The sequence below is a fragment of the Cylindrospermum stagnale PCC 7417 genome (assembly GCF_000317535.1).
Taxonomy (GTDB): domain Bacteria; phylum Cyanobacteriota; class Cyanobacteriia; order Cyanobacteriales; family Nostocaceae; genus Cylindrospermum; species Cylindrospermum stagnale.
In genome coordinates this window covers 1-18,330 of record NC_019757.1, presented here as the reverse complement: position 1 = coordinate 18,330, position 18,330 = coordinate 1, and the positions used below count along the sequence as shown (strand labels likewise).

Sequence of the window (18,330 nt, the reverse complement as noted above, 5' to 3'; positions counted from 1 at the left end):
CGAGTAAAATGTTTGAATCCGAAGAGCTAATTAAAATGAGAGCTAAACTGGCTGGGGAAGCAGGGGCTGCCTATCCTCAGTCGAGAAAACATGACTTTAAAGTGATGTTTCAATACCTCAATCCCCAACCGGGAGAACATATCTTAGGATTTTGGGAAGGAAATGGCGTTTTTTGTAAAGCGATCGCACAAGCAGTTGGTCCCCAGGGAAAATATTTAGTTAGCGATCCTTCAGCGTATCTACTCGAACGCCTGAAAGCAAGAGTTAATCTGCCACAGGTTGAAGTTTTAGTTAGTAGTTCTGAAGACTTAAATCTCCCCCCAGAATCGTTTGATAAAGCTTGGAGTTTTGGCACATTCCATGACGCTTTAAGTCAAACCCAAGTGGTGGCAAATATTTACAAGGCATTAAAACCGGGCGGATTATTATTCATCGGTGATGTTTTTCAAGGAAGTTCAGCATCCAGATATTTCGACTCTATAGTTAGTAAATACCGCGAAGGTGGGCATGAGGCGAAATTTTTAACGGCAGAATTTGCTGATTCTTTATGCTTCATCAATGGATTTAAAAGCGAAAAAGTTCAAGTAGTAGAATTACTCCAGAAATGGGACTTCCCCTCAGAAAATGATATTGCCACATTTCTCTATAAGATTTTAGCAATGAATCTATTTCCTGGAGAAGAACCAGAAAGAATAGAACAAACTCGTAAAGGACTCAGAGATTTTTTTGAAATAGAACACAGCGAGGGAATATACAAATTAAACTGGCCGATGAAAGCCCTAATTGCTGAAAAGTGAAATATCTTTTCATTTTGGGAGTTCATTAGTCTTTACCTCACTTCTATAGCACTCCTAAATCATTCGTGAAAAATTTTATTGCCTATTGCCTACCAGCAAGTTCACAAATCAAATAGGACTGCATATCTAAGTCATCTATCAAAAATAGTCCAATGACATTTAATGTTCCTCCTGAAGAAACTTCCGCCACGCAAAAATGGTGGGCGCTGCTAGGAGTTGGGCTGGGCTTACTAATGTTCACCCTAGATGGCAGCATCGTCAATCTCGCCTTGCCTACTCTTGTTAACACGCTCCATACGACCTTTGCGACTATCCAATGGGTAGTAGTTAGTTATCTGCTTGTGGTCACAGCGTTGGTACTCGGTGCGGCAAGGTTGGGTGATATGTTTGGCAAAAAACTGTTATACCTCTGGGGTCTAATTCTGTTTACAATCGCCTCCTTGCTGTGCGGACTTGCTCCTAGTGTAGAGTGGCTGATTGCGTTTCGGACACTTCAAGGACTAGGAGGTTTGTTTATAGCCGCCCTAACCGTAGCGATCGCCACAGAAGTTTTCCCCCCATCGGAACGCGGAAAGACCCTAGGCATAATTAGTGCCATTGTCTCCCTAGGAATCTGCCTAGGTCCGACATTGGGAGGGCTGCTAATTGCGATCGCTGGCTGGCGTTTGATCTTCTTGGTAAACATACCCTTCGGCATATTTGCAAGTTTTATTATTGTTCGGTTTGTACCGCAGGAGGCAATCGCCAATCGTACCCAACAATTTGACGCTTTGGGTTCGGCAACCATTACGATATCTCTCCTTAGTTTCACCCTCAGCATGACACAGGGGCAGATTGAAAGCTTTACCAGTATTAAAACTCTAACCCTGCTTGCTATTGCAGTACTAAGTTTTGCGGCTTTTTTATTCCTTGAAGCTCGCATAAATCAGCCAATGCTCGATTTAAGGATGTTTGAAAATTGGGAATTTAGCCTCAGCTTATTGATGGGAGTTTTAGTGTTTTTTGCTATTAGCGGCATAATCTTTATTCTCCCATTTTTCTTTCAACTAGTCTTGTACTATCCCGCCCAAAAGATTGGCTTACTATTAGCAGTTTCCCCAGTTTTAACGGGAATCGTTGCCCCATTTTCTGGAGCAATGTCTGACCGTTTTGGTTCTCGGATAATTAGTTTAATAGGATTAGTTTTAATGTTCTGTAGTTGTCTGCTAATGAGTACCTTTGATGCCCAGTTGAAAGATTTAGTCTATATTGCCTGGATTGCACCATTAGGTATTGGTTTTGGCATGTTTCAGTCACCCAACAATAGCGCCATTATGGGCAGTGTACCCAAAGAAAGACTAGGAATTGCTTCTGGGTTATTATCACTATCGCGCACATTAGGTCAGACAATAGCTTTACCCTTGATGGGCGCTATTTTTGCAGCTTTGACGCTCAGAAGTGCCAACTTAGAACAAAATGCTAATGTCACAGCAGCCTCACCTGAAGCCTTGATCTATGGGGTTAAAGGCACTTTTAATTTTGCAGCACTAATCCTTGGTATTGCGGCTGCATTGGCAGTAGTTGTTTGGAGAATGGAACAAAAAGCACGCCAAGTTTCCTAGTAGTTGATCAGCAGCGAAAATTAGCTCGGCTATAACAGTTTTGCCATGAAAATTTTATCATTTCTCAACTGTTCAGATGAATCAATCTGGAAAAAACCCGCATTTGTCACTTCAAAACAAATCTACACCTATCAAGATGTTCGCGATCGCATCGCGGCAATGGTCAATTTTCTACGGGACAAAGGTGTAATACCTGGACAGCGCGTTTTGATGATTGCAGATCACGATGAATATGCAGTTTTCTTTTTTCTCGCTGCCAGTGCTATTGGCATTCAAGTTCTGATTCCTTACAATCTCAAAGAAGCTGCTTTTAACGAATGGCTTAATATTCTTGAAATCGCCCAACCAGAACATATTATTTACCTCAAAAAAACAGATATAACGCTGGAAAAATCGCGGATATCAGGTGTTAATCTTGTTGAAATTGACCGGACTCAAATCGAGATAATAGATAAAACAAATACCAATATTATCGTCGAAGACCCCAATCCAGTTGAAAATTTCTTAGTTCTCTTTACTAGCGGCACCACGGGCAAGCCAAAAGCTATCAGTCTTCAAGAAAGACTTATCGCCCTGCGCGTTCTCAAGGTATCTACGACCCTGAAGTTCCACTCTGACGCACACATAATGATGTCAGGGCTAATGAGCAATACCACCGGGATTATTAATTCCTTGGGGTCCCTGGCACATAACGCTACTCTATTTTTTCCCAACAGTCCAGATGTTGCAGATTGGGCACCACAGATTCAACAGCATCGGCTAACTCATATTATGATGCGCCCAGTCTCTATGAAAAATTTCCTTGAAGATTCACGCACAGTCAAAGCAGATTTGAGTAGCCTAGAAATTGTTGCTTATGGTGCTGCACCATTGCCCGTAAAAGACCTAGAAAAAGGGCGGAAACTAATGCCTTGTGAATGGATTCAAGGCTATGGTTTGAGTGAAACTTTCGGACCTTTCTGCTGGCTGACGGAGGAAGATCACAAAGCCGAAATTTACGCTCAGTATGTACATTGCATTGGACGACCAGATGATACGGTTGATGTCGCTGTTTTCGATCCGAGTGGTAATAAGTTGCCCCCTAATGAAATCGGTGAGATTGTCGTTCATAGTTTAGGGGTGATGGCAGGTTATTGCAACTTCCCAAAAAATATTATTGAGTCAGTTGGTGAATGGTTTCACACAGGTGACTTCGGAATGTTTTCCAGCGAAGGCTATCTTGTTCTCAAAGGACGAGAAGCTGAAACCGTTCTCACACCAAATGGTTACAAAATTTATCCTAGCGAGATCGAACATCTTCTTTACCAAATTCCAGGTGTTGAGGAGGCAGTGCTTGTCAGTTGGTCATCATCAGAAACAGCAATCGAATATCCCGTGGTCTGCATCTATACAATCAGCGGACAAGGCGACCCTGTTGCTCTGAGAGATGCTTTATCTGAAAGCTTCCGTAACATGTTTAGCCCTGAAAAATGGCCTAATTTTCTTTACATATCCCCTGAACCTTTGCCCAAAAACCAAAATGGCAAAATTGCGAAGCGGGATATTCTTCCCTTCATCAAACCTGAAAACGTGATCAAATTTTCTGTAAATTAAGAGCAAAATCGTGAAGGCAACAATACATTCTATCTTCTGCCACGCTCCAGCTAATGCTGTTTATGGAATCATTTCCAACAGTGTGCGATGGCCCGACATTTTTGAGCCATGTATCAACGTCGAATCCCTGGAAAAAAGTGAAGGCTACGAAGTCATCCGCGTGACTGCGGAAGTAAACGGTGTGGAAATGCAGTGGGTTTCTCACCGGGTTTTATTAGAGGAGATTTACGGCATTAATTTTGAAACAAACCCGCCAATGTCCCTACTTCAATCTATGCAAGGTCGCTGGCGGGTGATATCGATGGCAGAGGGGGGAAGTCTGCTTTCCCTCGAACACAATTTTCAGGTGAAGGAAGAGGTGAGCGGTTTAGTAGATGGTGTTAACACACCTGATGAAGCGGTTGATTTTATGATGCAAGCAATCCACCGCAACAGCCTCAAAGAACTCAACTCGATCAAAAAACTAGCAGAACAGAATAACTAGCAGGAAAACAAATAATGAAAAATACATTTCATTCGATCATCTGCCATGCCCCGGTAGAGGCTGTTTATCAAATTATCTCCGACACCTCCCAATGGCCTGATCTGTTTGAGACTTGCGTCAGAACGGAAGTTCTGGAAAAAGGTAACGATTACCAACTGGTTCGCATTACTGCCCAGGAAAATGGCAGAGAAATGATATGGGACACGCACCGGACGTTTTTGCCCCAGATCAATGGAGTTGATTTCTACCTACCCGTACCCATGCCACTGTTGACCGATATGCAAGGGCGCTGGCGGGTTGTGCCCCTTGACAGTGGTGGAAGTCTGCTCTTTGTTGAGCGTAGCTTTGTAGTCAAGGAAGACGTAACTGGTTTAGTAGCGGGCGTAACTACACCAGAAGCAGCCGTCGATTTCATGATCAATTTCATCGAGCGCAACGGCGGTTCGGAAATGATCGCGATTAAAAGCATAGTGGAAGGGAAAGACCAGCAGGAGGATGAACTTTCTTTGTCCTTTGAATCAAGTCGCGTTCTGCCCTTTCCGGGGGCAGACATTTACACTCTTCTGGCTGATGCTGCCAACTGGTCTTTGCTTCTTCCCCATTGTCAGGCTGTGGATATGCTTTACGATGACGGCAGCAATCAGGAATTCATTATGGAGGTGAAAACAGCCTATGGTAGTGAGCGCATTCGCAGCATCCGTCGGTGTCGCCGAGATCTCCTGACAATTGAGTATTTTCAGCCAGAACCGCCTCCAGTGATGAGCAGACATACTGGTTGTTGGAAGCTCAACAGTATACCTGGTGGAACGGCGGTTTTTGCCCGCCACGAGTTCCAAATTGAGCCGAATGCCTGCCGCAATTTATTCGGAGAGGGTGACATAGCATTCTACAAACAACGGCTCCATCATGCCCTGGAAAAAAACTCTCTAACTACCATCGAAGCTTGTGAACGTCGTTTAGCTGGGAAGAAATAGCCCATGAATCCTGCTTCTATGCCATTGAGTGTACCAGAAGAAATATATTTGGCTTGTCGGTATTTTCTGCCGCGTCTTCTGTTTTGGCAATCCCAGTGGGGCGATTTAGCGATCGCTCTGGGTGATTTTCCCTCTGATTGCACAGATATAAGTACCCCGGAGTTTTGGGAACACTGGATGAAGGGTTGGTCTAAACTTGGCGATCGCTATGTTGCACAAGCCGAAACCTGCTCCTATAAAATGGGGCAGCGTCTCCTCTTTCGCAGTGCGACTAGCTGCTACCACTGGGCGGAGTTTATGTATTTCGCCGATTCTAACCATAAGTCCGTATTGCGACAGCTCATCAAGGATTGCTTTCTCAAAAGCTGGGACGAAAATGTCCGCCCCCTGAATACAGGTAAAATCGAGTGGAACGGGGTGGAAATTCCCTACTATTTGCTATTACCTGACAACGTTGACCCCCATCAACCCTTACCCTGTGTAATTCTCTCCAACGGTCTTGATTCAGTTACGGAAGTTGAGGTTATTGCTTTCGCTGAACATTTTGTCAACCGAGGATTTGCGGCTTTCTTGTTCGACGGACCGGGGCAAGGAATCAATCTCGGTCGTTCTCCAATTCCTGTAAATTTTGAAGAAGTAATTGCCAGTATTGTTGATACTTTGTCTGCTGACGCACGCATTGATCAAAAGCGGCTTGGTTTCTTCGGAGTCAGCTTTGGCGGCTATATTGCTCTGCGGGTAGCGAAACATTTGGGTCATAAATTCAAGGCAGTTGTCAATCTGTCAGGTGGACCATCTATTACACCGTTTGAGAAAATGAAGCGCCGTCTCAAAGAAGATTTCCAGTATGCCTTTATGGAACCTGAAAAAACTGCTATGCCTGACCTTTTTGAGCGCCTGGCACTGGATCTATCTGGTGGTTGCAAAACCAATGTTTTGTCAATTCACGGCACTCTCGACGACATTTTTCCCATTGGCGGTATTCAGGCTCTCAATCATAAATGGGGCGATCGTCACCAGGCGCTCATCTATGAACAGGAGGTTCATGTTTGCCTGAACCAAATCAACCAGTACATAGTAGTAATAACCGACTGGATGGGGTCGCAGCTTGCCCCTAATAACACAGTTTAAGTATGACTATATAATATGACAATGCAAAAGGTAACTAGGATCAAAAAAATAGCAGTTGTAACGGGTGCTAATCGCGGATTGGGGTTTGAAACTTGCCGCCAACTGGCACAACAAGATATCAAGGTCATTCTCACCAGCCGCGATCAAGCCAAGGGTCAAGCAGCAGCAGAGAAATTGCAAGCCGAGAAATTGGATGTTAAATATTACCCACTTGATGTAACAAATACAGATAGTATTCAACATCTGGCTGAATTTATTTGCAATGAATTTGGATATTTAGATATTCTGGTGAATAATGCAGGCATTCTTTTAGATTATTTAGATAATCCAGATAGAAGTATATTCAACGTGAAGGTTGACACTTTACGTCAAACAATAGAAACCAATGTTTATGGATCATTGCAATTGAGCCAGACCTTAATTCCGCTGATGCAAGTTCATAATTATGGACGAATTGTGAATGTATCTTCAAAACATGGGCAATTATCAGCAAATATGAATTCTACTCAATTTCCCATATATGGAGTTTCAAAAACTGCTCTGAATGCACTCACAATACTCTTTGCTAATACCTTAAAAAACACAAATATTTTGGTGAATTCAGTCAATCCAGGCTGGGTTAAAACTGATATGGGTGGACCCAATGCTATCAACACAATTAACGAAGGGGTTGATTCGATAGTCTGGGTAGCAACATTGCCAGATGGTGGTCCTACAGGTAAATTTTTCCAAGAGAGGAATTTAATTCCTTGGTAGAGGCATTAGACCTCTTGCATGTCTTGAATCGCTAAAACTACCCCATGTTGTTTGATTCTTTGAATTGTCCTTTTGATGTGGGTATTCCGGATATCTGATGGCTGAAAATATGGTGACTTCCAAAAATCATCGGCTGCACTTGTCGCTGCTATGTCTCCACAGACTCGTGGCATGCTACTAGCTGGCAGACATATTGACCTATTTGAACTAGGGAAAAATTTAGAAATGAACCGATTACTAGGAGTGTCCGAACATCTTAGGTGGCTGCTAGACCAAAGATGGTCGTTTAATTTTACTTTAAATGCGCGTGTCAGAGGGGCGATCACTGTCCAACAGCTAACAGATGCCTTAACTTGGGTTCAGCGTCGGCATCCCTTACTAGCTGTGAGAATAGCGACTGAAGATGGTCAACCGCCACGATTTGTATCAGAAGGTGTTGCCAACATCCCACTGCGAGTAGTTAAGCGACAAGGAGACGAGCACTGGTGTCAGGAGGCTGAAGCTGAACTGTCACTTCCTTTCTCTTGGAACTCTGGACCGTTGTTGCGTGTAGTGTTTCTCCAAGGTGCGGTTGTTTCTGAACTGATTATTACCTGTCACCACTCTATCGGCGACGGTTTATCGGCGCTCTACCTACTACGGGACATCCTACTGGAGATTAGCACTCCAGGCACCACTCGCGAGATATTGCCAGAACTTCCCTCTTGGGAAGAACTTATTTTCCTTTCTCAGGGCAACATCAGTCATAATGCTATTGCCGCAGTAGCACCAACTCAGCAGAAAATCGGCGTATCTGATGCAGACATAGTTTTGAATCGTGTCAGCGACCAGGAAGCAATTTCAGGAAACAAGCGCTCAAGTATACTTCACTGGTGCCTTTCTCCAGAGGAGACTGCTATGCTTGTTTCACGCTGCTCTGAAAAGCAATCTAGCGTTCAAGGTGCTATCTGTGCTGCCTTTCTCCTGTCAATGGCAGAAGAGATGAATTCATCAGAAGATGCGATTCACAAGTGTGTCTCTCCCTGTAATGTGAGAAATTACCTTGTTCCAGCAATTGGGGAAGATTTTGGTCTATACATATCTGGTTTATTCACTTCGCACACTCTGAAGCCAGAAACCAGCTTCTGGGGATTGGCACAAGAAGTCAAACACCAAATTAATGATTTGATAGTGCCAGAAAAAATATTTCAGTATATTCGACCAACTAAGGCTTTTCTCTCCACCCAACCCGACCCACAGATGGTGTATCAGCAAATGGCGCAAAAGGGGGATCTGTGTGTTACCAATCTAGGTCGCTTAAATATACCACAGCAATTTGGTTCACTATCTCTAGAGGCAATCTATGGGCCAATAGTTCAGTCTTCTGAAAATATAAAGATTGTAAGTGTAGCAACGCTGGGGGGTAAAATATTCTTTACTTTTACTTTTTCAGAATCAGTATTGTCACGATCACTGGCAGAGAAAATTAAGGCAGGAGCGATGCAACGGATTGCTGTAGGGTAACAATTTATGATGACGTACTTTACCGCAATACCTGACGGGTTTTACTCGACTTCCAAACCATGACAATTCTTATGCTTTTAGAGAGTGAGTTGGCAATAAAGTAATCCACTTGTTTTAAAAAAATGTGCCCCGTCTAGTAATTCACAATTGAACTGACATTGACAGGGCTGATATTAGTTATTAACCATTTTTATGGACTAGTTGCTTTCTCTTCAGCCACATTCCTATCAACCCTACAACTGCTATTCCGCTAAAGGTTGATGGTTCAGGCACAGGCTTGACGCTCACATCATCTGCTATTCTGCTGAGGTGTGATGGTTTCACAGCCTTGACCTTCACATCATCCAAGTTTAAATAGTCATATCTAACCTGGCTACCAAACTTTAACTCTGTGGTTGCTGATGTCGCCACAAAAGTGTATTCATATTTTGTGAAAGGTTGGAAGGAGACATCTGTTTTCGTATCAATCAAGTTGCCACCTACAAATGTCTGAAATAGGTTTTGGAGACGAGGAGCTTCCTCTACAGAAGCTAAGAAGTAACTCAGTTGATATTCCTGATCAATAACTGTATCGAGAATCTGTGACAGAAAAGCAGTACCACCACTCTGAGGCGTAGCAGCCAGACGTAGACTCAAAAGACCAGTATTGGCATAATTGTCTAGGCGATCGCTATAAGAACCAGCAGAAAACGAACTATTATTAGTCCATCCTGTCAGGAAAGGATTGCGCTTGCCAGAAGTTGCATCTATGAAAGGGTCGTCCTCAAAATCTCCATTGACAACAAGATTACTAGGATCTACAAAATAGTTAGAATCTAATGTGGGATCTCCTGGTAGATTGGGGGTTATTGGTGTTGCTGGCACTTGTGGAGCAGAAGGGTCTACAGGATTTACATATGTGATGATAGGTTCTGCTTGCGCTGCTGGAATATAAGCACTAGTAGTCACAGCACTACTCACAACACCACTGGTAATACCAAAAACAAAAAGTCCGAGTTTTTTAGCTGATTTCATGACCCTACACTCCAAATGGTTCAAAGTTGACAATAGTGTTTAGCTGAAAGTTAGAAAACAAGCGGTTGGATATCAGCTATCAAGGATTTAAGGTTCCACTCGACTTGCATAAATATCAGGCTTTCAGTAGAGGAAAAGCTTATCCCTAAATCCCCTGAAAAAAGCCAGGCTATCTTAATATCCTGATGGCACTACACCCCAAAGAGTGCAGCACTTTCACCCTTGAAGCCTTATTAGGGAACACCAAATCCCAGGTCAGTAAATTTATCTCGGGCTGTGCTACTGCTAAGGTAGTTAGCAAAACTAGCTGCTGCCGTACCATTAGTAGTTCTGCTGAGTACAGCCGCTGGATAGACAATAGCGCTATGACAGTTTTGCGCGGCAGTTGCTACGAGGCTTACCTGGCTAGAAGTATCTTTATCAGTCGTGTAAACGATACCTGCATCGATGGTTTGACTGCTGAGGGTTTTATTTTCAACTGCCGACAAGACATCCCGAACATTGTTAGCAAATACCAATTTGCTGTTATTCAGGAGTGTAGTGTAAATATTTCCTCCGCAACCGCTGACGGTACTTTCTAGAACTTGTTTGCCGTAATTCCCCGCAGGCACAGTTGTGGGTGTACCGATAGCAATGCCTCTAACGCTGGCATTTGTCAAAGTACTAAAACCACTAAAACTCGGAGTTGGAGAACCAGCAGCAAATGTAGTTGGTTTAATCAAGACTAAACGGTTTGTGGCGACTGTCACAGGCCAACCCGAAGCCAATTTACTTGCGCTCTGCAAGGTATTCATTTGAGTTGTAGCAGCAGAAATAAATATGTCTGGTATACCTGCTGACTCGTTTGTTGGATTTTGTATCTGGGTCAGCAAGGCACCTGAAGAGTCCAAAGTATTGATAAAGCTGATCTGTGCGCCAGGGTTATCGGTATTGTAGGCATTCTCAATATCTTGTATCACTTCGGTTAAGCTAACGGCAGCATACACTCGCAGCGTGGTTGTTGCCTGTGCTACTTGATCATGTAGTGAAGTGACAAACGGTAAGCCGATGACTAGCATCAAACTGGTAACTGCGGCAGCAATCGCAGTAATAAGTCGTCTTTTTGTCATAATAAACATGTTTGAGCAAAATTCCTTAGAGAGATTGACTACGTTGTGTGATGTTGCTAGTCTTGATGTCTTATACCAATAAAGTTGGTATAAAAATTGACAAAAAGCATTTTGAAAATCTATTAGGACTTCGCAGTATCCTAGGGTAGCGGTTGCCTACGGCACTGCCTCTGCGTAATTGCCCCAATAGAAAATCTTGTTTTGTGATGGCTGTTGAGTAAATTATCTGACAACCATACTTATTTATTGATTTTGGTGAACGTTTAAACCTCTCTAGCTATTAACCTTTACAGGCTGGTTCTGATATATGCGTGTTTTCTCGGTTAAAGCCATATTACCAACTAAGTTGGAAAAAATCAATTTAACTATGTAATCAAACGTTGACTTGATAAAAATTTGACGTTGGGAAGTAAGTCTATGTGGGCTGTCAGCCTTTAACGAGAGGCGCTTTGCAATTACACGGAGCACTCTGGATTAAGGAATCGCACCAATGTATATCATCACCTCAGGTCTGGCATCTTCAGATTTTGGAAATGTGAAAAATGTAACTATTGATACAGTTAATCGAGTTTGGTTGGTATAAGTTATTTACCAACTTAGTTGGAAGAATAAAATGGAATTCTGAGGCAAATATTTAGTTTATTACTGAATTTTTTCCGTTAATGGTTGTAAATAGTAATGGTACAAGACTCTAATTTTTTAGCTGATCTATCTGATTTTCTCTATCCTCACAGTAGTTATTACGGTCAGTTCAAGCCAGAGTATTTGGCTTTTAATTCTCATCTCCAGGAGTTTTCTCAACGAGTGAGCTATGTCTGCAACCTACAAACTAGCGGCAAGCTTTCTCCGGAAGATGCTTACACCCAAATTAAAATGCTCTGGAAGCAATTAAAAACTGCTAAAAAGCAAATAGAAATTAGCTAAGTCCTGAGAAACTCGCTTGAGTGACGAAAATATTGTCATTCCTCATATCATTGATTTCCCACTTCCGGAAGGGCCGACAATCGCTAGAAATGCCCCCGGTTCTGCATGGAGGTTAAGATTACTGAGGATTGGCTGTCCCTTGGACGAGTAGCGAAAGCTTAATTGGCCAGGATTTTGCTTGGTTATGTCAGATTCACTCCGGCGTGCAAATGCCTTCTGCCCAAAAGCCGCTGCCAACATTACCAATTCTAGCTGCCACAGTAAAGCGCGATGGCGCCAACGCGAACAGCGTGTCCGAAGGACTCCAAGATATATATATATATTCCATTCACATTTCAAGTGCTGTAAAGGCTAACCTTGCGACTAAGACAATTCTAGTAATTTTATCAACAGTCAAACTTCAGCAATCAGATCGAGAAAATTTTTCTGATTTGGATCTTGCAGCTGTCTTTGCCAAGCCTTTTTGCCCCTTGAGACTGGCAGATCAAATCAGTACAGCACTAGGCTGGGCGCTCTAAAAATTATTTATTATTAAGTAGACCGTAGTTATACTGAGGACAAGGGGAGCAATTAAATTACAAAATTTTTTTAAATTTAATTGTCACTTTCGGCAGCTGTAACAATTTATTTTCCTAAAAGCAATGACCTCTATCCCTAAACAAGACTTGCGGGTGAGTCGTGATGACGAAGGTTTACTGCACCGAATCACAAACCGCATCCGTCGAACCTTAGAGTTTGAAGAGATTATCACGGTGAGTGCGGCGGAATTGCGGTCATTACTGGGAACCGACCGAGTGATGATTTACAAATTTCATCCTGATGGTAGTGGTCAAGTTATTGCTGAGTCAATTTATGAAAATCGGTTACCATCGTTGCTAGGGCTAAATTTTCCCGCTGATGACATTCCCGCCGATGCCCGTGAACTATTTATCAAGTCGCGGGTGCGTTCTGTGATCAATGTTGATACTCAAGAAATTGGCCACACTTCCTTACGTGATTTACAAACAGGAGAGATCATCTCCGAGGATATCTGTTACCGTCCTGTAGACCCATGTCATTTAGAATATATGAATGCAATGGGGGTAAAGTCTTCTTTAGTCACACCCATTTTGCATCAAGATCAACTCTGGGGGCTGCTAGTATCTCATAACGCGGAAACCCGTTTTGTTACAGAACAGGAACTGCAAGCAGTGCAGATGGTGGTTGATCATTTGTCAGTGGCGATCGCCCAAAGTAACCTCTTCACCAAAGCGCAGCAAAAAGCTGCGAGGGAAGCGATTATTAACCGCATCGCCACAGAGTTGCATTCACTGTCCGCCATCGAATTAAAGTCAGCTTTAGAAGAAACCGTTGCTGCCTTCTCTGGTTCTGGTGGTAGATTATGCATTAGAAATCAATTATTTAATCTCCACAACAGCAGATTCAGGAGTTTAACAGACTGCCTACAAGCTGCCAGAGATGGCATCAAACTATATACTTGCGGTCTACAACCTGTGATTCCAGAGTTAGCAAAATATCCACTGATCGAGCAAGATAGCCTCTGGCAGGAGCATTATCAATCAGGTGAGTATGATATTTGGGCGATCGCCGATATCTATCAAGATTCTAGCTGGCGAAATCTGCAAGTTGCTTTTCGCTCAACGAAAATTCGCTCTGTCTTGGTGATTCCACTGCATTACCGACAGGAGTTGTTAGGATACTTAAGTATTTTCCGGGACGAAATAGACACAGAAACCCTGTGGGCTGGGCGATTTGACCCTGATCAACGGCAACTTTACCCCCGTCTATCCTTTGAAGTCTGGCGAGAATCTAAAACAGCGCAAGCTCGCGAGTGGAGTGCTGAAGAGATGGAACTGGCGCAAGAACTGGGTAAACAATTTGCTTTAGCAATTCAGCAATATGAGCTTTACCAACAAGTAAATGCCTTCAATGCCAACTTAGAATATCAAGTTCAAGAGCGCACATCTAAGCTGCAACAGGCAACTGAACAACAGCGAATATTGTTTGAAGTTGTCGCCAAAATGCGGCAATCTCTTGACATCGACACAATTTTTAGCACTACCTGTAGAGAAGTTCGCCTGGCCTTGAATGCTGACCGGGTTGGCTTTTATCGCTTTGACCCCAGTTCTAATTTTAATCAAGGAGAAATCGTTGCCGAAGATGTGCTGCCAGGTTTTGTTTCTGCTCTGGCGGTGAAAACTAGCGATCGCTGTTTTGCAGACAATTATGCCACCAAATATCACATGGGGCGAGTAAATGCAGTTTCAGACATCCACAATGCTCTTTTGCGGGAATGCCATATCGCTATGCTCGATCAATTTCAGGTAAAGGCAAATATCACTGCACCAGTGATGGAAGGTGATCACCTCTGGGGCTTGCTTTGCATTCACCAGTGTAGCCAAACCCGCGAATGGCAAACCTCAGAAATCCAATTTGTGACCCAAATCGCCGCTCAAATGAGTGTAGCCCGTGAACAAGCTGAATTGCTTAACCAGACAAAAAAGCAGTCTCAAAAGCTAACTCAAGCCTTACGTGATTTAAAAGCAACTCAAACCCAACTCGTCCAAACTGAAAAAATGTCTTCATTGGGTCAATTAGTGGCAGGTATAGCCCACGAAATTAACAACCCAGTCAACTTCATCTACGGCAACCTTGTCCATGTCAATGAATATGCCGAAGATTTACTCAGTATGCTAGAGCTTTATCAGCAACAAGGCCTCACCAGTCCTGATATTTACGAGCGAGCAGTAGAAATTGACTTAGAATTTATTAGCCAAGATTTGCCTAAAACTCTATCCTCCATGAAGGTAGGAGTCGACCGCATCCGGCAGATTGTCTCAGGTTTACGGAATTTCTCTCGCCTTGATGAAGCCGAAGTTAAAGCTGTGGATATTCACGAGGGCATTGATAGTACCTTGCTGATTTTGCAGCATCGTTTCAAAGCCAGGCCAGACAGTCCCAGCATTCACCTAGTCAAAGAGTACGGTGAGCTGCCCTTGGTAGAGTGTTATGCCGGACAACTCAATCAGGTATTTATGAATGTTTTGAGCAATGCCATCGATGCCTTAGAACATCACAAAGATGCAAAATTAGAACATCATCAAAGTCAAATTACGATCAACACTGCCGTCGGTGAACTTAAAGGCAATGTGAAAAGTGTAGTGATTTGCATTACCGACAACGGTTCAGGAATTCCAAAAGCCGTTAGACAACAAGTATTTGATCCATTTTTCACCACTAAGCCAATAGGCAAAGGTACTGGCTTGGGTTTATCAATTAGTTACCAGATTATAGTCGAGAAGCACGGTGGTGTCTTGAAATGTGATTCACAGCCAGGTTTAGGCACCCAATTCTGGATTGAAATTCCGATTAGCCAACCGCAAAAACCCCAGGGAAAGCTCACCAAGCCTGTGACTAATTTCTAAGTTGCACCGGCATAGCTAAATAAGTCATTTTCAGCCCACCCAATGGTGTAAAAATCACTGGGGTTAAGCTTTGATTTAAATGCATTTGAATTTCTGAAGATGGTAACTCTTTCAAGCCTTCCATTAAATATTTAACATTAAAAGCAATATCGATGTTTTCCCCAGATATCATTGCTGGCATTGACTCTCTACCACTCCCCACATCTTGAGCTTCACAAGATAAGGTAATTTCTTGAGCTGCTTGATCAATGCTAACTTTGACAATGTTATTCTTTTGATCGGCGAGGACAGCAATCCGCTCTAAGGTGCTAATGAATTGACGCCGCTCAACGGTCACTTGTCGCTCAAATTGGCGGGGAATCAGTTGTCGATAAGCGGGATATTGCCCTTCTAAAGTCCGACTAGCCAAGCGTTGATTTTGCCAGGCAAATACAACTTGACCTTGATCAAAATATAAAGCTACAGTTTCTTCTGATGCCGAGCTATGAGCCAACATCCGCTGTAGTTCGCGCAAGGCTCTAGCGGGTACTGTCACCTCTAGCTGACCACTCCCACCCAGAGGACGCTCGTTAGTAGTTTCTACCACTGCTAGACGGTGTCCATCGGTGGCGGCAAATTCTAGGGTGTCTTGTTTAACTGTTAAATGGACTCCAGTCAGGACTTGCTTTGTTTCGTCACCACTGGTGGCAAATAATGAACCCCTTAATCCTTCAATTAATGCTGCGGTGGTGAGATGAAGCGCTTCGGCATTTTCGATTATTGGTAGTTCGGGAAACTCTTCTGCTCCCATTGCCCGCACCTGATAACGCCCACTTTTGGGGGTGAGGGTGACGATTAAGCCTTCCCCAGCATTTTCAGGGTCGGTGGCTGATTCAACTTCTAAGGTGATTTCGCCCTCTGGTAGACGAGAGGTGATATCTACAAGCAGTTTAGCAGGAAGTGCGATCGCTCCCCCAACCCATACCTCGGCATTAAAGCTGGTACGGATACCCAAGCTCAGATCAAAGGCTGTTAAGCTTACTTGGTTAGTTTGAGCATCCGCTTGCAGCAGCACATTGGCAAGTATTGGATGAGTTGGTCGTGACGGTACTGCACGGCTGACGAGTGAGAGATTTGTACTGAGATCGCTTTGGGCGCAAACTAATTTCATAAAACAGATTCAGCTAGTGAAGCATATCCTAGCATTCTTAGGGTTTATCCGTGGTTGCGATCGCCTACTTGACGAGTGGGATATCTTGATCTACGTAACTACTACCAAAGATATATTTTTCCTATATATAGCTGTGGAAATTGTGGAAAACCTGTCACAAGACCGCTTGACAAATGTTTAAGCGGTTAACTTAATTGTGGAAAACTTGTGGAAAAACTCCCTACTTTTTCCACAGAGTAATTCTACTTAACGGAATTTACTGTGAACGCTCTCAAGTTTTCCACAGTTTTTTCCCCAAAAGGTGCATGCTTTTCCACAATTAAAGTTAAATTTAATTAATTTTTATACTTAACTTAATATTCTCGGTTAACTGCTCGGATGTCAAGGTAATAATCAAGATGCTGGTTGTGGAAAAGTCTCAACTCAATTTTCAAGGTGATTTTTGGCTACGACTTGCCATATTAATGCGATCGCTCAGTTGACGCAAGGTTTGAACCAAAGCGCGTTCACTTTCAGTGCCCCGTAAGCCTTCCCTTGCCCGGAGTTGGGCAATTTTATCACAACTATAAATCACAGTCGTATGGTCTTTACCCCCAAACTCTTCTCCTATCCTCGGTAAACTCAGACTCGTATGTTGCCGCATTAAATACATTCCTATTTGCCGCGCCCAGCTAATTTCCCGCCGCCGCGAACTGCTTTTGAGGTCTTCAATCGGGATATTAAACGCCTCGGCAATCACCGTCAAAATTATCTCTGCTGTTGCTTCCACCTTCTCATTTTGGGTAACTAAAACTGGTGTGATACTTTCCACCGTCATCGGTAAACCCCAAATGGAGATATAAGCCAGCGCCCGAATTAAAGCTCCTTCCAATTCTCGAATATTATTCGTATAATTAGAAGCGATATACTCGATTACATCTCTAGACAGACGAATATTTTCATACTCAGCCTTTTTTTGTAAAATTGCCATTCTAGTTTCTAAATCTGGTGGTTGAATATCGGCAATTAAACCCATAGAAAACCGGGAACAAAGACGTTCTTGCAGGCGAGGAATTTGCTGAGGAGGGCGGTCGGAAGCAATAACAACTTGCTTACCTGCCTCATGTAAAGTATTAAAAGTATGAAAAAATTCTTCTTGGGTGTACTCTTTACCCTCAAGAAATTGAATATCATCGACTAACAAAACATCAGCCGCCCGGAAATGCTCCCGGAAACTTTGCATACTATCCTTACGAATGGCGGTAATTAAATCATTTGTAAACTGTTCAGTAGAAACATAAAAAATTTTGGAATCAGGACAAATTTCCCAGCGATAATGACCAATAGCTTGCATTAAATGGGTTTTACCCAAACCCACACCACCACATAAAAACAAGGGATTGAATTCCCTACCTGGAGATTCGGCCACCGCTAAAGAAGCAGCATGAGCCATGCGATTATTAGCACCTACTACAAACCGCGAAAACACATATTTAGAGTTTAATTCTGTAGTGTTTTGGTTTTTCTTCGCAAGACTTGGATCAATATTATTGGTCGCTGGTAATTGCCAAGAAACCTCTCGTTCATTGATTTGAGAAACTTCATCACCTTTAGCAACGGTAATATAAATTTCTACCGGATAACCCAAAATATCTTGCACTACACGAGCAATAGTATTGATGTAATACTTTTGTAGCCAATTGCGGGCAAAGGGGTTAGGCGTACGAATCACCAAGCAATTGCTTTCTAACCGTTCTGCACTAGCAGTTTTGATCCAAGTTTCAAAGGTGGGACGGGACAGTTCTAGCTGTAAGCGATCCAGTACTTGACTCCACAGACTGTCTAAGGGAATTTCCATCATTTACCACCAATGAGCGAATCGTCAAAATA

The 18,330-nt window shown here is 43.0% G+C and carries 17 protein-coding genes; 12 read left to right on the top strand and 5 right to left on the bottom strand.

The window, feature by feature from the left end; translation table 11 throughout:
- The first annotated feature begins 8 nt into the window (after nucleotides 1-8).
- From CYLST_RS00080 to CYLST_RS00050, 7 genes are all read left to right on the top strand, one after another.
- Nucleotides 9-797, top strand: a complete 789-nt coding sequence (locus tag CYLST_RS00080) for a class I SAM-dependent methyltransferase (protein ID WP_015205663.1) — start codon at nucleotides 9-11, stop codon at nucleotides 795-797.
- Nucleotides 798-949: 152 nt separating this feature from the next.
- Entirely contained in the window at nucleotides 950-2,398 is a 1,449-nt protein-coding gene (locus CYLST_RS00075) for an MFS transporter (protein ID WP_015205662.1), read from the top strand.
- A gap of 45 nt (nucleotides 2,399-2,443) precedes the next feature.
- Nucleotides 2,444-3,991 (top strand): class I adenylate-forming enzyme family protein, encoded by a 1,548-nt coding sequence (locus CYLST_RS00070; protein WP_015205661.1) that lies wholly within the window; start codon nucleotides 2,444-2,446, stop codon nucleotides 3,989-3,991.
- Between the two features lie 10 nt (nucleotides 3,992-4,001).
- Complete coding sequence (locus tag CYLST_RS00065; RefSeq protein WP_015205660.1) at nucleotides 4,002-4,475, top strand: aromatase/cyclase; 474 nt, start codon at nucleotides 4,002-4,004, stop codon at nucleotides 4,473-4,475.
- A 14-nt stretch (nucleotides 4,476-4,489) separates the two neighbouring features.
- A complete protein-coding gene (locus tag CYLST_RS00060) occupies nucleotides 4,490-5,449 on the top strand; it encodes an SRPBCC family protein (RefSeq protein WP_015205659.1) in 960 nt (319 codons plus the stop codon).
- 3 nt (nucleotides 5,450-5,452) lie between these two features.
- Complete coding sequence (locus CYLST_RS00055) at nucleotides 5,453-6,580, top strand: alpha/beta hydrolase family protein (protein WP_015205658.1); 1,128 nt, start codon at nucleotides 5,453-5,455, stop codon at nucleotides 6,578-6,580.
- 15 nt (nucleotides 6,581-6,595) lie between these two features.
- Nucleotides 6,596-7,336, top strand: a complete 741-nt coding sequence (locus tag CYLST_RS00050) for an SDR family oxidoreductase (RefSeq protein WP_015205657.1) — start codon at nucleotides 6,596-6,598, stop codon at nucleotides 7,334-7,336.
- 5 nt (nucleotides 7,337-7,341) lie between these two features.
- Here CYLST_RS00050 and CYLST_RS33990 read toward each other — a convergent pair whose 3' ends face one another.
- A complete protein-coding gene (locus CYLST_RS33990) occupies nucleotides 7,342-7,509 on the bottom strand; it encodes a hypothetical protein (protein WP_157162497.1) in 168 nt (55 codons plus the stop codon).
- Between the two features lie 52 nt (nucleotides 7,510-7,561).
- Here CYLST_RS33990 and CYLST_RS00040 point away from each other — a divergent pair, with 52 nt between their 5' ends.
- Nucleotides 7,562-8,839: a phthiocerol/phthiodiolone dimycocerosyl transferase family protein gene (locus CYLST_RS00040; protein WP_015205656.1), complete on the top strand. Its 1,278-nt coding sequence runs from the start codon at nucleotides 7,562-7,564 to the stop codon at nucleotides 8,837-8,839.
- A 180-nt stretch (nucleotides 8,840-9,019) separates the two neighbouring features.
- Here the strand turns inward: CYLST_RS00040 and CYLST_RS00035 are convergent, their stop codons facing one another.
- Complete coding sequence (locus tag CYLST_RS00035) at nucleotides 9,020-9,853, bottom strand: PEP-CTERM sorting domain-containing protein (protein ID WP_015205655.1); 834 nt, start codon at nucleotides 9,851-9,853, stop codon at nucleotides 9,020-9,022.
- A 233-nt stretch (nucleotides 9,854-10,086) separates the two neighbouring features.
- Nucleotides 10,087-10,962 (bottom strand): molybdate ABC transporter substrate-binding protein, encoded by an 876-nt coding sequence (gene modA, locus CYLST_RS00030; RefSeq protein WP_041232891.1) that lies wholly within the window; start codon nucleotides 10,960-10,962, stop codon nucleotides 10,087-10,089.
- Nucleotides 10,963-11,640: 678 nt separating this feature from the next.
- Here modA and CYLST_RS00025 point away from each other — a divergent pair.
- From CYLST_RS00025 to CYLST_RS00015, 3 genes are all read left to right on the top strand, one after another.
- Nucleotides 11,641-11,886: a DUF7219 family protein gene (locus tag CYLST_RS00025; RefSeq protein WP_015205653.1), complete on the top strand. Its 246-nt coding sequence runs from the start codon at nucleotides 11,641-11,643 to the stop codon at nucleotides 11,884-11,886.
- Between the two features lie 128 nt (nucleotides 11,887-12,014).
- Nucleotides 12,015-12,404: a response regulator gene (locus CYLST_RS35410; RefSeq protein ID WP_051056082.1), complete on the top strand. Its 390-nt coding sequence runs from the start codon at nucleotides 12,015-12,017 to the stop codon at nucleotides 12,402-12,404.
- 123 nt (nucleotides 12,405-12,527) lie between these two features.
- The gene (locus CYLST_RS00015) at nucleotides 12,528-15,311 is read left to right on the top strand and encodes a GAF domain-containing sensor histidine kinase (protein WP_015205651.1); all 2,784 of its coding nucleotides are present in this window, start codon (nucleotides 12,528-12,530) and stop codon (nucleotides 15,309-15,311) included.
- Here CYLST_RS00015 and dnaN read toward each other — a convergent pair.
- Entirely contained in the window at nucleotides 15,301-16,461 is a 1,161-nt protein-coding gene (gene dnaN / locus CYLST_RS00010; RefSeq protein WP_015205650.1) for a DNA polymerase III subunit beta, read from the bottom strand. The genes CYLST_RS00015 and dnaN overlap by 11 nt on opposite strands.
- Nucleotides 16,462-16,477: 16 nt before the next feature.
- Here dnaN and CYLST_RS33985 point away from each other — a divergent pair, with 16 nt between their 5' ends.
- A complete protein-coding gene (locus CYLST_RS33985; protein ID WP_157162496.1) occupies nucleotides 16,478-16,642 on the top strand; it encodes a hypothetical protein in 165 nt (54 codons plus the stop codon).
- A gap of 249 nt (nucleotides 16,643-16,891) precedes the next feature.
- Here the strand turns inward: CYLST_RS33985 and dnaA are convergent, their stop codons facing one another.
- Entirely contained in the window at nucleotides 16,892-18,298 is a 1,407-nt protein-coding gene (gene dnaA, locus CYLST_RS00005) for a chromosomal replication initiator protein DnaA (RefSeq protein WP_041232890.1), read from the bottom strand.
- Nucleotides 18,299-18,330: the final 32 nt, after the last annotated feature.